The following is a 14,365-nucleotide window of genomic DNA, read 5'->3' on the forward strand; positions in this document are numbered from 1 at the left end:
GGGGCACGTTCCGGTGCCCGCCTACCAACTGGCGTGCAGCGGGCGGCCCTCGTCGTAGCCGGCGGAGCTCTGCAGGCCCACGACAGCGCGCTCGTGGAACTGCGGCAGCGAGCGGGCGCCCGCATAGGTCGCGCTCGACCGTACGCCGGCGGTGATCGCGTCGACGAGGTCCTCGACACCGGGACGGTCAGGGTCCAAGAACATGCGCGAGGACGAGATGCCCTCCTCGAACAGGGCCATGCGCGCCCGTTCGAACCCCGCCGCGTCACGCGTGCGGTTGGAGACGGCGCGGGCGGACGCCATGCCGAACGACTCCTTGTAGGGGCGGCCGTCCGGGCCGTGCTTGAGGTCGCCGGGGCTCTCGAGCGTGCCCGCGAACCACGAGCCGATCATGACGCTCGCGGCGCCAGCAGCCAGGGCCAGCGCGACGTCGCGGGGATAGCGGACACCGCCATCGGCCCACACGTGGGCGCCGAGCTCGCGAGCGGCCGCGGCGCACTCCAGCACCGCGGAGAACTGGGGCCGGCCGACGCCGGTCATCATGCGGGTCGTGCACATGGCGCCGGGCCCGACGCCGACCTTGACGATGTCGGCGCCGGCCGCCACGAGATCGCGCACGCCGTCGGCCGACACCACGTTGCCCGCCGCGATCGGGACGCGGTGGCCCGAGGCCTTCTCGTACGCGTCGCGGGCCGACACGACGAGCGGCAGGGCCTCCAGCATCTTTTCCTGGTGGCCGTGCGCCGTGTCGACCACGAGCACGTCGATCCCCATCTGCAGCAGCTCGCCGGCCTTGCCGGACACGTCACCGTTGATGCCAACCGCGGCGCCGATCAGGAGGGCGCCCGACGCGTCGACGGCCGGTTGATAGATCGTCGACCGCAGGGCGCCTTTGCGGGTCAGCACGCCGAGGAGCTGGCCGCCGTCGAGCACCGGGGCTAGGTCGATGTGGCGCGCCGACATCTCGTTGAAGCAGGTCTGGGCGTCGGTGCCGGCGTCGAAGGTCAGGACGTCGGTCGTCATGACCTCGCGCACCTGGGCGAACCGGTCGATCTCGGCGCCGTCACGCTCGGTGACGATGCCGAGCACCTTGCCGTCCTCGACCACGACGACCGCGCCGTGGGCCCGCTTGGGGATCAGGCTCATGGCCTCGCCGACGGTCGTCGACGGGCTGACGGTAACGGGGGTCTCGTAGACCGTGTGCGCCGCCTTCACGCGCTGGACCGTCGCCGCCACGATGTCGAGCGGGATGTCCTGGGGGATGATCGCGATCCCACCGCGCCGGGCGATGGTTTCGGCCATCCGCTTGCCGGAGATCGCGGTCATGTTGGAGACGACCAGCGGCAGCGTCGTGCCGATGCCGTCGGCCGTCGACAGGTCGACGTCGAACCGGCTGGTGACGCCAGAGCGGCCCGGGACCATGAACACGTCGTTGTAGGTCAGGTCGTACGAGGGCTGCAGGTCGTTGAGGAACTTCACCGCACAATTCTAGAGGCCCGGTGGGTACGGCGCTCAGGCGCTGCGGCGTGAGGCCCGGCCGGCGTCGTAGGGGGCGTCGACCAGGAAGGCGATGCCGCACTGGCGGCAGATGCCGTCGCCCGACTCGAGGTCCTCGGGGAGGTCGATCTCCCCGTCGCAGGTCTCGCAGACCATCGCGAGCCCGATGAGTGCCAGTGACTGTCGCATGTCGATCTCCTTCCCTCAACCACCACGATAGGAACAGGGGCCGACAAATCCGGTACCTGCGAGCGTTTCGTGTCGACGAATCATCGATTGTGCGGTCGGCGGCGCCCCGGCTCGGGTAGCGTTCAGCTTGTGGCCCCTACTCCCAGGCCGACCTGCACCGTGTGCGGCGGTCCGCACGTCCTGTTCGACCGGGACGTCGTGCTGGGCAAGTACGAGGTGGACTTCCACCGCTGCACCTCCTGCGGGCTGATCGTCCTGCCCGACCCGACGTGGTTGGAGGAGGCCTACGCGAGCGCGATCTACGACGGTGACAGCGGTCTCCTGCGGCGCTGCCGGCTGATGAGCACCCTGACCACGACCCTGATTCGCAGCGAGCGCCTCTCGAACGGCCGGTTCCTGGACTGGGCCGGCGGCTACGGCACCTTGACCCGGATGATGCGCGACAAGGGGTTCGACTACTACACCTGCGACGCCTACGCGAACAACCTGCTGGCGCCCGGGTTCGACGGTGACGAGAACGCGTCGTACGACCTGGTCACCGCGTTCGAGGTCGTCGAGCACATCAGCGACCCGGTCGCCGAGCTCGAGAAGCTCGCCGCCGCGAACGACCGCCTGTTCTTCACCACGCGGCTGCAGCCGGCGATCCCGCCGCGGCCCTCCGAGTGGTTCTACTACGCGCTGGAGTCCGGGCAGCACATCGCGTTCCACACACAGCGCTCGCTCGAGGTTCTCGCGGAGCGCCTCGACTACCAGTTGACCAGCAACGGCGACAACTACCACCTGTTCCACCGCGTCCCGCTGCGGGCGACGACCAAGATCCTGCTGTCGCCGCGTCTGACGCAGGCGGGCAGGTCGTCGGTGTCGGCAGCGCGCGGCGCCGTGGGCCGCCTCCGTGCCCGAGGTTCCGCCGGCGCCTGACCGTCAGCGGAAGTCGAGCAGCATCGTGTCGGGGGGCTCGACCTCATGCTCCATCCCGGTCTTGTCGACCTTGGCGCGTACGCAGAACGTCTCGTGCCGCAGGCGGAGGAAGCCGGTCTGCGCGCCGTGGCTCATGAACAGCTCCCGCACCTGGGACAGGGCAGACTCGGGCACGGACGGGTGCCGGGTCGCCTCGGCGAAGCGCAGCAGCCCGGGCAGGTCGAGCTTCTCCCAGGTGCCGAGCTCGTGCGTCTCGGGCTCGTGGAACAGGCCCGAGGCGGTGAACGTGTCGACCGGCGCCGCGACCGAGCCGCGGTCGCCGGTGATCTCGCGCAGCTTGCGCATCCACGGGATCGAGTCGTCATAGCGCTGGGAGATGGTCGAGAGCAGACCGTCGGGACGCAGCACCCGGGCGTACTCCGCGAGCGCCGTCGGCGCCTCGCGCAGCTCGGGAGCGATCACGACGTCGAACGCGCCGGCGAGGAACGGGAGCCGCTCGCCCTGGCTGCGGACGTACTGGATGTCCTCGTGCCGGCTGGCCGTGACGTCGTCCCCCGCGACGACGACCTCGTGCCCCTGCTCGGCCAGCTGGTAGGCCAGCGACGTGTCACCGAGGTGCAGGACGCACGCCAGACGGTCCCCGACCAGCCACTTGGCGGTGCGATCTTCGGGGGAGTCGTTCATCTTGCTCAGGCTACCGGTCGGCGTGAGGGCCGGCCGGTACGCTTCGGGCGTGTCCGATCCGTTCATCTCGGCAGCCCAGCTCGAGGGCATCCCCTCGACGTACGCCGGCACCCGGGACGGCATCGACTCGATGCTCCGCGACCGGGGCCTGCGCCGGAGCACGCCTGACGACACGGCCCGCTCGCTGCTGCTGGGCGCCACGGCGACGGCATCGCTCGAGGGCAGCCCGTACGACGTCGAGGTGCTCGCGTCCGGCGGCGGAGACGCGGTGGCCCGCGGTGCGGTCCGGCTGTCGACGGAGCTGCTCGGCCTGCTGCCGGTGTGGAACCACTCGCCGGTCCAGGCCCTGGCTCGCATGCACGCTCTCGCGGCGGCGGGCTCGGTGGACGACGCGGACCTCGGCCGTCCGGTGCACCCGGAGGGCGTCGCCCGTCTGACGGCGCTCGCCGCGATGCTGGGGGAGCGGACCGACGCCCCCGGGCTCGTGGTCGCGGCACTCGTGCACGCCGAGATCGCCGCCGCAGGGGCGTTCGCGACCCACAACGGCGTCGTCGGCCGGGCCGCCGAGCGACTCGTGCTCGTCGCGAAGGGCGTCGACCCGGCGTCGGTCACCGTCCCCGAGGCCGGCCACGCGGCGGAGGCCGAGGGCTACCGAGCCGCTCTGGCGGCGTACGCCGGGGGAGAGCCCACCGGGGTGCACCAGTGGCTGATGTACGCGTCGCAGGCCTTCACCCGTGGCGCGGAGGCCTCACCGCTGGCGCGCTGAGGTGTCCGCCAGCACCGGCTCGAGCATGCGGGCCACCGCCTCCATGCCGGCGGCACGAGGATGCAGCAGGATCCCGTCACCGCGCTCGGCCGTCAAGGCGTTGGTCCACGCGTCGTCGGCGCACGCGTCGTGACCGGCGGACCTCTCGTGCACCGGGACGAACGGCACGCCGGCCTCCTCGGCCGCGGCGGCCTGGGTCTGCGCCAGCAGGGCCTCCACCTGCGCGAACTGTCGGACCTGGAGCTGCCCGGCGCCGAGGTCCGGGCAGTCACCCGAGTCCGGAGCCAGCCGGAGGTAGCCGACCAGGACGACTTCGGCGCGCGGGGCCTTCCTGCGGACCGCGTCGATCGTGCTCACGATGCTGGTTCTCGTCGTCGCGAGGATCGTGGGCGCCTTCGCGAGGGCGCGGCCGCACGCCGTGGCGGACTTGATCTGGGACTCGATGAAGCATCCGTAGAAGATCGCAGGGTAGAGGTTGCCGTCGTTGGCGCCGATGCCGAGCGTCACGAGGTCGGCGTCGGCGGGCACGTCGTCGAGCTGGGCCGGGAGCGTCGTGCCGGCCAGCGGGGCGGACGAGAGCACGTTGGCGGTGCCGGCCCCGCCGCAGCTCGCGTCCCGCACGGTCATGGGGCGCAGCGCGCGCGCCACGAGGTGGGGGTAGTTGTCGTCGCCGCGGCCGCACGTGCCCGCGCCCTTGCCGATCGCTCCCGAGACGTAGGAGTCGCCGAGGGCGACGTACATCGGGACGCTCTGGGTCGCCTGCTCCGGGTCGGAGCCGGTGCACGCGCCCAAGACCAGCGCCGTCGTGCCGGCCACCAGCGCGGCGGCGGCTCGCCTCAGAAGCATGAGGTCAGCGGGGTCGGCGCGCGTAGACGTCGATCACGTTGCGGAAGAAGAGGTCCCGCTCGAGGAGCTTGTCGATTGGCTTGGCCAGGCGCTCGGCGACCCCCTGGCCGACTCCGAGCGAGCCGAGGTAGTCGGCGGTGTTGAGCGAGTAGCGCACCTTGGGCTCGATCGCGTCGATCTCGTAGCCCAGTCGCTCGAGGTTGGTGCGCATGCTGGTCGGGGTGTGCAGCGCCATGTGGTGCAGGGCCAGGCGGCGATCGGTGATGCGGGTCGAGCGGCCCCTGGTCACGTCGTGCGCGGCCATGCCGGCGGTGTCCATCGCCGACCAGCGCGGGGTCTGCAGGTAGAGCACGCCGCCCGGCTTGAGCAGCTTGAGGGCGTCGGCGAGCAGCCGATTGCCGTCGGGCACGTGCGCCAAGACGCACCACATCGTGACGACGTCGTACTGACCGACGTCTCCGAGGGTGGACAGGTCGCCCATGAACAGCTCGATGCCGTTGCGCTCGCGGGCCAGGTCGATCGCGCCGGTCGCGACGTCGTTGCCGGCGGGCCGGAAGCCCTTGTCGCGGGCCATCGTCAAGAACCCGCCTTCGCCGGCCCCCACGTCGAACAGGCTGCGGTCGTCGACGTCGCCGACCATCGCCGCCAGCCGGTCGAGCACCTGCGTGTGGCTCGCGTGGATGATGTCGCCGCGGGTTCGCTCGACCCAGCCGGCGTACCAGTCGCGGTCAACGTCGAGGATCTCGACGAGGTCGTCGAGCTCGGGGCGCTCGGCCAGGGCGTGCAGCCCGCAGCCGCGACACTCGTGGATGACCAGACCTGTCCGCTTGGAAGCGGCGTGAACCTGGACGTCGGTCGACAGGCACGCCTGACAGCGCGGCGGGGCCACGACCTGGGTGGTCATCTGGTTTCTCCTCGGGAGTGCCGGGGGGACAGCCCCCGGGTGGCGGTCACGACGATCGTAAGCACGTCTGAGCATAATAGGCCGCTTCGCCCAGCGGACCCCATATGCTGTGACCTGCGAGACCGGGCTGAGGCGCGGGAAACCCCAACGAATCCACGTAGAGGCAGGCCATGAAGCGCGCGTTCATCACCGGGATCACCGGCCAGGACGGTTCCTACCTGACCGAGCTCCTGCTCGACAAGGGCTACGAGGTCCACGGCCTGGTCCGGCGCTCGTCGTCGTTCAACCGAGGCCGCATCGACCCGATCCGCGACAACGATCCCGAGGCTGCCAAGCGCCTGTTCCTGCACTACGGCGACATGACCGACGGCGTCAGCCTGGTCAACCTCATCCGCGACATCCGGCCCGACGAGGTCTACAACCTGGCTGCGCAGAGCCACGTCAAGGTGTCGTTCGAGATGCCCGAGTACACCGCATCCGCCGACGGCATCGGCACGATCCGCCTGCTCGAGGCCATTCGGGCCGCCAAGCTCGAGGCCCGCTTCTACCAGGCCTCGACGTCGGAGATGTTCGGCGCCACGCCGCCGCCGCAGGACGAGGGCACGATGTTCTACCCGCGCTCGCCCTACGGCGCGGCCAAGCTCTACGCGCACTGGGTCACGGTCAACTACCGCGAGGCCTACGACATGTTCACGGTCTCGGGCATCTTGTTCAACCACGAGTCGCCCCGCCGTGGCGAGACATTCGTGACCCGCAAGATCACTCGCGCCGTCGCCCGCATCGCGGCGGGCACGCAGGACGACCTCGTGCTCGGCAACATCGACTCGATCCGCGACTGGGGCTACGCCAAGGAGTACGTCGAGGGCATGTGGCGGATGCTGCAGCACGACGAGCCGACCGACTTCGTCCTGGCCACCGGCACCGGGACCACGGTGCGGGAGTTCTGCGAGATGGCGTTCTCGCACGTGGGCCTCGACTGGAAGGACTACGTCAAGTACGACGAGCGCTACGAGCGCCCGACGGAGGTCGACGCCCTGCTCGGTGACCCGTCCAAGGCCAACGACCTGCTCGGCTGGAAGGCCCAGACCGGCACGCAGCAGCTCGCCGAGCTCATGGTCGACGCCGACATCGCCCTGCTCAAGGCGTGACCCGAACCGCCCTCGTCACGGGCGCCGGCGGACAGGACGGGGTGCTCCTCGCCCGGCACCTGCTCGCCGGTGGATACCGGGTCGTCGGCACCGTGCAGCCCGGGGCGACGGCGCCGATGCTGCCGTATCTCGACGGGGTGCAGCTCGAGCCGCACGACCTGCGTGACGCCGCGGGGCTCGATCGCCTGCTGGCGGCGCACGAGCCGGACGAGGTCTACAACCTCGCCGGGTTCACGTCCGTCGGGGCGAGCTGGGACGCCGAGGAGCTCGTGCACGAGGTCAACACCGCGGCGGTCGAGTCGATGCTCGACTCGCTGCTCGCGATGCGCGACCGCACGGGCGCGGCGCCGCGGTTCTTCCAGGCCTCCAGCTCGGAGGTGTTCGGACCGCGGGCCCCGAACCCCCAGGACGAGTCGACGCCGCACGCCCCGGCCAGTCCCTACGCCGTCTCCAAGAGCCGGGCGCAGCAGGCGACGGTGCGGGCCAGGCAGGATCACGGGCTGTTCGCGTGCGTCGGGATCCTCTACAACCACGAGAGCCCGCTGCGCGGTGCCGGGTTCGTGACCCGCAAGATCGTGCGGGCGGCCGTCGAGATCTCGGAGGGCCGCCGCGACGCAATCAGTCTCGGCAACCTCGACGTCTCGCGCGACTGGGGCGCCGCCCGGGACTACGTCACCGCGATGCACCTGGCCCTCGGCCACGACGAGCCCGGTGACTACGTCCTGGCGACCGGGGTCCTGCGCTCACTGCAGGACCTGCTCGAGCTGGCCTTCGGTGCCGTCGGCATCGCCGACCCGTGGCCGTACGTCCAGCAGGACCCGGCCCTGATGCGCAAGGCCGACGCGCCGGGCCTGTCCGGCGACGCGTCGCGGGCCCGTGAGGTGCTGGGCTGGACCGCCGCGACATCGTTCGAGCAGCTCGTCGCCGAGATGGTGGAGGTCGAGCTCCAGCGCGTTCGGACCGGGGTCGAGGAGTCTGCCGAGTATCTCCGCCGCTAGCGGGCGTCGCCCCTTAGGCTGTTCCTCGTGCCCACGGAGAACGACGACTTCAAGCCCGATCCCACGCTGCTTCGCGTCTTCCCGGAAGCGGCCGTCGGCGGCTACTCGCGGGTCAACGGCGACATCGAGTTCTACTCCAGGATCAACGCCCTCGTGGACGAGAAGAGCCGGGTCCTCGACTTCGGGGCGGGCCGCGCCTGGTGGATGTTCGAGCCCATCCCGGAGATGCCTCGTCGCCTGCGCATGCTGCGTGGACGGGTCGCCGAGGTCGTCGGCACGGACGTGGACGATGCGGTCCTCACCAACCCGTCCCTCGACAAGGGCCTCGTCGTCGAGATCGGCAAGCCGCTCCCGTTCGAGGACGCCTCGTTCGACCTGGTCTTCGCCGACTTCGTCCTCGAGCACATCAACGCGGCCGACGCGCAGGACGTCGCCGACGACATCATGCGGGTCCTGAAGCCGGGCGGATGGTTCGCGGCCCGCACGCCCAACAAGTGGGGCATGGTCGGCCTCGGTGCGCGGGCGATCCCCAACGGGCTGCACGTGCGGCTGCTCAAGCGGTTGCAGCCCGACCGGGTCGCCGAGGACGTCTTCCCGGTCCGCTACCAGATGAACACCCGGCGCACGCTCCGTCGGTTGTTCGGCCGCCATCGGACGTACGTCTACGGCAACACCAGCGAGCCGGCCTACTTCGGTCGGTCGGTGACTGCCTGGCGACTCGTCTCGTTCCTCAATCGGCTGACGCCGCCGGCGTTGTCGCCGGCGCTGCTGGTGTTCGTGCAGAAGACCGACGACTAAGGCGCAGTGTTGGCCTCGCTGAGGCGCCGGTCGGTGCGGCGCTTCTTGCTCATCGCGGGCTTCTCGACCAGGTGGTACGTGATGGCGCCCAGGATCACGGTCGGCACGAGCACGATCGCGAAGCTCACGGCGATGTCGGCGTTGGAGTCGTAGACGGCCCGGCCGACGTGCTTGTAGAGGAACCAGATGACGGGGTAGTGCCAGAGGTACGCGCTGAGGCTGTACTCGCCGGCGAGCCGCGGCAGCGGGGTCTCCATGACGCGCACGACGGCGCGGGAGAAGGCGTCGGACTTGGGCATCTGCGTCAGCAGGAGGATGCAGGCGAAGATGACGCCCATGAACGGTGTGGCGTACTCGCCCGACCCGATCCCGAGCACCGCGACGCAGGCGACGAACACGGTCGCCCAGCCGGCGATGCGCCAAGTGCGCAGCCGCTTCTCGCTGAGTCGGTCGGACACGACGATAAGAACCGCGATGATCATGCCCAGACCGAACAGGTCGCCCTGACCGATGATGCTGCGGTTGATGGCCGACAGCCAGGTCGACTCGACCTCGATGTCCTCGCCGCCGTTAATGCCCATCGTGATGAGCCGGCCGCACAGGCCCATCAGGAGCATCAGGCCGGCGGGCACGAGTGCGCCGACGACCGGCCGGCCGCGGCGGGCGAACCAGATCGCGATCGCGCCAAGGACCGGCAGCATGGCGTAGAACGACACCTCGGTCACGAGCGACCACGAGACGCTGAGACCCGTGAACGCCGACCCGGGCCACCAATTCTGGAGCAGCAGGAGGTTGAGGATGATGTCGACCGGGTCGGTCATGCGCCCCAGCCGCTCGACCCCGGGGATCTCGTTGTCGACGACCGCGAGGCCGAATCCCCAGGTCACGATCGCGAAGATCACGAGGTACGCCGGCCAGACGCGCAGGATGCGGTTGCGGTAGAACTCGCGCGTGGGTGGGCGGGTACGGCCCTGGATCGCGGCGGAGGCGAACGGCCGGTAGAGCAGGAACGCCGAGAGGACGAAGAAGAACGTCAGGCCGTGGACCATCAGACCCGTGAGTGCCGTGCCGAACGCGCTGTAGCCGCCGGACCCGGGCAGCAGGATGATCGTGTGCGCGAGGATCACCGCGAGCAGTGCCAGACCGCGTAGCCCGTCGAGACCCGCGAGCCGCTTTCCCCACGAAGGCGCGTGGCCGATCTCGCGCTTCGAGTCCGTCATCGGGTGGTGCTCCGCTCCGTGTGGCGGTCGGCACTGCCGAGCGCGTTGTGTGGCTCCTCGTCGTACATCCAACTCAGAGAGACAGTAATTCGTTACGCCGCCCCATGGAGAATTGTCGCGGTCGCGTGGCCCCGACCTGACCCGGCCCAGATGGCGGATACGGTGAGGTCGCTGCCCTCCGTAGACTTCCCGCGATCTGCCGCACCTCTCGAGGAGACGATGACCCCCGCTGACGCCGCGCCCGACAAGTCGGTGCCCCGTCGTGGCGGAGGGCTGCGGGCATTCCTCTCGATCGCCGCGGCCGGTTTCGGCGTCCAGCTGCTGACCGTCGCCTCGGGCCCGCTCGTCGCTCGGATGATCGGCCCCGAGGGCCGCGGCCAGATGGTCATGGTCATGCTCGTCGCGATGCTGGGGGCGCTCGCCGGTGTCGGCAGCCTCAGCCCAGCCATCGCGCACGCTGTGGGCTCGTCCGGGGCGCCGGCGCGCGACGTGGTGCGCGGCCACCTCAAGGTCTGGATCCTCGCCACCCTCGTGCCCGCCACTGTCGCCGCGGGGCTCGTCGCGGCGCTGGTCCGCGACGCCCCACACCAGTGGCTGCTGGCGGTCGAGTGCCTCGCTGTCAGCTTCTGCCTTTCCGTGCAGTTCCTGCTCGGGGCGATGCTGCAGGGCGAGGGCAACGTCCGTCGCATCAACACCCAGCGACTCGTCGGCATGGCGTCGTACGTCGCGGCGGTCGCGGCCCTGTTCATCCTCGATCCGGTCGACGACGCCGCCGTGATCCTGCTGATCTACATCCTCTCGCTGCTGGGCGGGTTCGTCGTCGCGTGGCTCATGCTGCGGCCGCCGACCGGCGAGCTCGACGCGCAGGTGGACCGCCGCGACGTGCACGCCTTCGCGCGGCGCGGGTTTATCAGCGGCCTCAACGCCCTCGACGCGTGGGGCCTCGACCAGCTGCTGGTCGGCCTCGTGCTCGGCTCGTCCGCCCTCGGCCTCTATGCAGTGGCCGCGTCCGCGACCAGCTTCCCGTCGATCGTCCTGGCCGGCATCGCCGCGATTCTGCTGCCCCGGATGGCCGCCCTGCCGCCCGCTGGCGCCAAAGCGGTGATGCGTCGGTGGCTCGCCGCTGCCATCGTGCTCGACCTCGCGATGGTCGGCGGGATGCTGCTCGTCATCGGCCCCGCCCTGCGGATCTTCTTCGGCGAGGAGTTCGTGCCGGCGACCGACGTCGCCCGCATCCTGATCGTGGCCTGGGCCCTGCTCGCGCTGCGCCGGGTGCTCGTCGCGGCGGCACAGGCCCAGGGCCGGGTCGCGGCCTCGTCGTTCGCCGAAGCAGGCTCGACCGTCGTGCTCGTCGCGTCCGCGTTCCTCGGCATGCACCTGTGGGGCCTCGAGGGTGCTGGGGTCGCCCTGGTGGTCTCGGCCGCGATCGCCTGCGTGTGGGTCGCGTCGACCCTGTCGTGGGGGACCGGCGACGCTGAGGGACAACCGCACGAGGTCGACCTGGTGGACGTCATCGAGCTCGACGACGCAGACCCCCTGATGCCCTAGGGCTTCCGGTCCGCCACCTCGACGAGCAGAGCACGTACGTCTGCGGCCGTCCGGCGCCAGGTGAAGGGCAGCGCGTGCTGGCGCGCCGCCTCGAGCTCGGCCGGCGTACGTCCGAGCGCCACGCCGACGGCATCGGCGAGGGCGGGCGGGTCCCACCCGTCCATCACGGTGGCGTGGCCCCCGGTGACCTCGAGCAAGGCGGTCTCCGGTGTGACGACGAGCGGCAGCCCGAGACGCATCGCCTCGACAGCCGGCAGGCCGAAGCCCTCGAAGTCCGAGGGGAACACCACGAGGTCGGCGGAGGCGAAGCGGGCGCGGAACTGCTCGTCCGACAGCCACGGCAGCGGCGTCACGACGTCACTCAGGCCGAGCTGGTCGATCCGTCGCTGGGTCTCAGCCCGGGGTCCCTCGCCGAGCCCGACGATCACGAGCGGCACTACAGGACCGCGGTCCAGCTGCAGGCGCCAGGCGTCCAGCACCAAATCGACGTTCTTGTTGCCGTACTGCCCGAACGCGATCGCATAGCGCTCCGGATGGACGCCGGCGGGCCAGGAGTCGACGTGGTCGGCACCCAGGAGATTCAGCCGCACCGGCCGTTTTGCGAGCCACGGTCGTGACCGCAGCAGGTCCTGACGCGTGCGGTTGGAGATGCAGGTGATGCCGTCGGCCTGCCGCCAGCCGAGGCCATAGCTGACCTTGCGCATCGCGAGGGTCTTGCGGCTGAACTGGTGCGGTCGCAGCTCGTGCCGGATGTCGTACGCCATGACGATCCGTGGGCACGGCAGCGGGGCGATCGTGGTGGTCGGCAGGACCCCCACGACGACGTCGGCGCCGAGCTGCCTGGCCAGTCGGGGCACCGCGACGTTCTGCTGGCGCACGCGGCCGAGGCCGGGACGCCTGCCGAACCCGACCCGGTGCACCGTCACCGCGTCGGGCACCGTCAGCTCGGCGTCCGGACCCAAGACGATGTGCAGCTCGTCGCGGTCGGCGAGCTGCTGCCAGCCGGCGAGGGTGTGCTCGATGACAATGGCGAGGCTCGAGCCGGTGATCGGCAAGCCATCAAAGAGGATGCGCATGGAGCTAGTGGACCGTCCCGACGCGGATGGTCGAGCCCGGGGACACGTCCCTGGTCGCCACCGCCCTGGCGCCGATCACGCTGGCGGTGCCGACCGTGACACCGCGGAGCACGAGGCTCTGCGCCGCCAGCCACACCCCGTCCTCGATCGTGACAGGACCGTTGTCGTAGCGGAAGTCCGCCGACCGGCGGTCGTGGCTGCCCGTGCAGAGGAAGACCCCCTGCGAGACGCAGACGTCCGTGCCGATCGCGATGGGCTCGAGGTTGAGCAGCCACGCGTCCTCGCCGACCCACGTGTCGTCGCCGATCGTGAGCTTCCACGGCCACAGCACGCGGACGCGGTGCCGGATGGTCACGTTGCTGCCGACCGTCGCGCCGAAGGCCCGCAGGACCGCAGGACGGAAGCGGCGAGGGAACCACCACGTGCCGAACACGAGGTTCTGGACGGCGAACCAGGCGGCCTGCCACAGCACGCCGCGGCCCTTGTCGTAGCCCGCGAGGGTGAAGGCTCCGAGTCGTGGATGGTCGAGTCGCTCGGTCACGTCGCGGTCAGGGCTCCGGCCGGGATCGCCGCCTCGAGGATCTGCTCGAACTGCTCGGCGACCTTGTCGACGTCGAACTTGCGCTCGGCCGTCGCGCGGGTGCGGCTGCCGATGTCGGCCTGGGCGGCGCGGTCCCCGGAGAGCTCGGCGAGCCACCCGGCACCGGTCTTGGCCCCGACGTCGGAGGGGTCGGCGACGAAGCCGCCGCTGTCCCGGATGTCGAGGGCGGCGGGGTTGTCGGCCGGCATGAGACCGAGGATCGGCCGTCCGGCGGCCATGTAGGACAAGACCTTGCTGGGGATCGAGAACTTCGTGGCGTTAGGCTCGAGCAGCGCCACGAGGACGTCGGCGGTGCCGAGCACGTCCGGCAGGCTCGCCGCGGGCTGGAACGGCAGGATGCGGACCGGGAGGTCCTGCTCACGCGCCATGACCGCAAGGTCGTCGGCCGCCTCGCCCTCCGAGACCACGGCGAGGGCGGCGTCGATCCCGGTGGACCGGACCGTCGCCAGCAGGTCGATCAGGAGCCGAGGGTTGTGCTTGCGGCCCAGCGTGCCGGCGTAGACGAGCCGGAGCGCGGCATCGGCGTCGAAGAGGTCGGCCGTGCGCGGGTTGTCCCGCTCGACGGGGTAGATCTTGTCGAGCGGCGCCCAGTTGGGAATCACCGAGACGTGGTCCCGCGGCACGCTCCAGTCGTCGTAGACCCCCTCGAACGCGTCGCCGATCGCCACGACGTGAGCCGCCCGGCGCGCGCAACGCGCCTCAAGGTTCACGAGCACCTTGCCGCCAAGCCAGGCCAGGGGACGAGGCAGCTTGCGGCGCAGCTCGTCGGCGAGCGCGAAGCTGTAGATGTCCTGGTGCCACAGCACCCAGGCCAGCCCGCGGCGCTTGGCGTAGCGGGAGAAGAGATAGAGCGTGATCAGCGGCAGGTTGCAGGCGACGACGACATCGGGCGACGAGGTGCGCAGCTGCTTGATCCACGCCCGCGCGTATGCGCGCTCCCAGCGCAGCCGCGCCAGCGGGGCGTACTTCTGGAACGCCAGGTCGAGCCGGATCGAGCGGAACGTCAGGGTGTCCGGGTCGCCGTCCTGGTGCTCCAGGTGGCCCTTGCCGCTGACGTACTGGTCGGCCGAGAGGTGCTCGACGGTGTGGCCGCGGCTCGCCAGCTTGCGCGACAGCTCGGCCTGGAAGGGGTGGCCGGAGAAGTCGTGGACGATGACTTCCATCGTGCGGCT

General features: G+C 70.7%; 15 protein-coding genes. 6 read left to right on the top strand and 9 right to left on the bottom strand.

Translation table 11 applies throughout. The features are described from left to right. Window positions 1–21: 21 nt before the first annotated feature. Complete coding sequence (locus AB0N22_RS14425) at window positions 22–1,479, bottom strand: GuaB1 family IMP dehydrogenase-related protein (RefSeq protein WP_364641481.1); 1,458 nt, start codon at window positions 1,477–1,479, stop codon at window positions 22–24. A gap of 33 nt (window positions 1,480–1,512) precedes the next feature. Beyond that, on the bottom strand, window positions 1,513–1,686 hold the full coding sequence (locus tag AB0N22_RS14430; RefSeq protein ID WP_364641484.1) for a hypothetical protein: 174 nt from the start codon (window positions 1,684–1,686) through the stop codon (window positions 1,513–1,515). 129 nt (window positions 1,687–1,815) lie between these two features. Between AB0N22_RS14430 and AB0N22_RS14435 the strand changes: the two genes are divergently transcribed. Beyond that, window positions 1,816–2,604, top strand: coding sequence for a class I SAM-dependent methyltransferase (locus AB0N22_RS14435; protein ID WP_364641487.1), 789 nt, complete (start codon window positions 1,816–1,818; stop codon window positions 2,602–2,604). Window positions 2,605–2,607: 3 nt separating this feature from the next. Here the strand turns inward: AB0N22_RS14435 and AB0N22_RS14440 are convergent, their stop codons facing one another. Continuing rightward, the gene (locus AB0N22_RS14440) at window positions 2,608–3,288 is read right to left on the bottom strand and encodes a methyltransferase domain-containing protein (RefSeq protein WP_364641489.1); all 681 of its coding nucleotides are present in this window, start codon (window positions 3,286–3,288) and stop codon (window positions 2,608–2,610) included. Window positions 3,289–3,337: 49 nt separating this feature from the next. On the opposite strand from AB0N22_RS14440, the gene AB0N22_RS14445 reads away from it, so the two are divergent. Then, window positions 3,338–4,054 (top strand): oxidoreductase, encoded by a 717-nt coding sequence (locus AB0N22_RS14445; protein WP_364641492.1) that lies wholly within the window; start codon window positions 3,338–3,340, stop codon window positions 4,052–4,054. Here the strand turns inward: AB0N22_RS14445 and AB0N22_RS14450 are convergent. Then, a complete protein-coding gene (locus AB0N22_RS14450; RefSeq protein ID WP_364641495.1) occupies window positions 4,037–4,900 on the bottom strand; it encodes an SGNH/GDSL hydrolase family protein in 864 nt (287 codons plus the stop codon). The genes AB0N22_RS14445 and AB0N22_RS14450 overlap by 18 nt on opposite strands. A gap of 4 nt (window positions 4,901–4,904) precedes the next feature. Then, entirely contained in the window at window positions 4,905–5,804 is a 900-nt protein-coding gene (locus AB0N22_RS14455) for a methyltransferase domain-containing protein (RefSeq protein ID WP_364641498.1), read from the bottom strand. A 170-nt stretch (window positions 5,805–5,974) separates the two neighbouring features. Here AB0N22_RS14455 and gmd point away from each other — a divergent pair, with 170 nt between their 5' ends. From gmd to AB0N22_RS14470, 3 genes are read left to right on the top strand one after another with little or no spacing between them, the layout of a single operon-like run. After that, entirely contained in the window at window positions 5,975–6,952 is a 978-nt protein-coding gene (gene gmd / locus AB0N22_RS14460; RefSeq protein WP_364641501.1) for a GDP-mannose 4,6-dehydratase, read from the top strand. Beyond that, window positions 6,949–7,950, top strand: coding sequence for a GDP-mannose 4,6-dehydratase (locus AB0N22_RS14465; RefSeq protein ID WP_364641504.1), 1,002 nt, complete (start codon window positions 6,949–6,951; stop codon window positions 7,948–7,950). The genes gmd and AB0N22_RS14465 overlap by 4 nt, the downstream gene beginning before the upstream one ends. Before the next feature lie 27 nt (window positions 7,951–7,977). Next, window positions 7,978–8,748 (top strand): class I SAM-dependent methyltransferase, encoded by a 771-nt coding sequence (locus tag AB0N22_RS14470; RefSeq protein WP_364641507.1) that lies wholly within the window; start codon window positions 7,978–7,980, stop codon window positions 8,746–8,748. On the opposite strand, the gene AB0N22_RS14475 is transcribed toward AB0N22_RS14470, so the two are convergent. After that, entirely contained in the window at window positions 8,745–9,968 is a 1,224-nt protein-coding gene (locus tag AB0N22_RS14475; protein ID WP_364641510.1) for an acyltransferase, read from the bottom strand. The two genes, AB0N22_RS14470 and AB0N22_RS14475, sit on opposite strands and share 4 nt — an antisense overlap. A gap of 219 nt (window positions 9,969–10,187) precedes the next feature. On the opposite strand from AB0N22_RS14475, the gene AB0N22_RS14480 reads away from it, so the two are divergent. Then, window positions 10,188–11,516: a lipopolysaccharide biosynthesis protein gene (locus tag AB0N22_RS14480; RefSeq protein WP_364641511.1), complete on the top strand. Its 1,329-nt coding sequence runs from the start codon at window positions 10,188–10,190 to the stop codon at window positions 11,514–11,516. Here the strand turns inward: AB0N22_RS14480 and AB0N22_RS14485 are convergent. Genes AB0N22_RS14485 through AB0N22_RS14495 form a run of 3 tightly spaced genes read right to left on the bottom strand, consistent with a single transcriptional unit; the run spans window position 11,513 to window position 14,356 of the window. Then, entirely contained in the window at window positions 11,513–12,592 is a 1,080-nt protein-coding gene (locus tag AB0N22_RS14485; RefSeq protein ID WP_364641514.1) for a glycosyltransferase family 1 protein, read from the bottom strand. The genes AB0N22_RS14480 and AB0N22_RS14485 overlap by 4 nt on opposite strands. Before the next feature lie 4 nt (window positions 12,593–12,596). Continuing rightward, entirely contained in the window at window positions 12,597–13,133 is a 537-nt protein-coding gene (locus tag AB0N22_RS14490; RefSeq protein ID WP_364641517.1) for a DapH/DapD/GlmU-related protein, read from the bottom strand. Continuing rightward, window positions 13,130–14,356, bottom strand: coding sequence for a glycosyltransferase family 4 protein (locus tag AB0N22_RS14495; RefSeq protein ID WP_364641520.1), 1,227 nt, complete (start codon window positions 14,354–14,356; stop codon window positions 13,130–13,132). The genes AB0N22_RS14490 and AB0N22_RS14495 overlap by 4 nt, the downstream gene beginning before the upstream one ends. Between the last annotated feature and the right edge of the window lie 9 nt (window positions 14,357–14,365).

The organism is Aeromicrobium sp. NPDC092404 (genome assembly GCF_040684095.1).
GTDB lineage: Bacteria > Actinomycetota > Actinomycetes > Propionibacteriales > Nocardioidaceae > Aeromicrobium.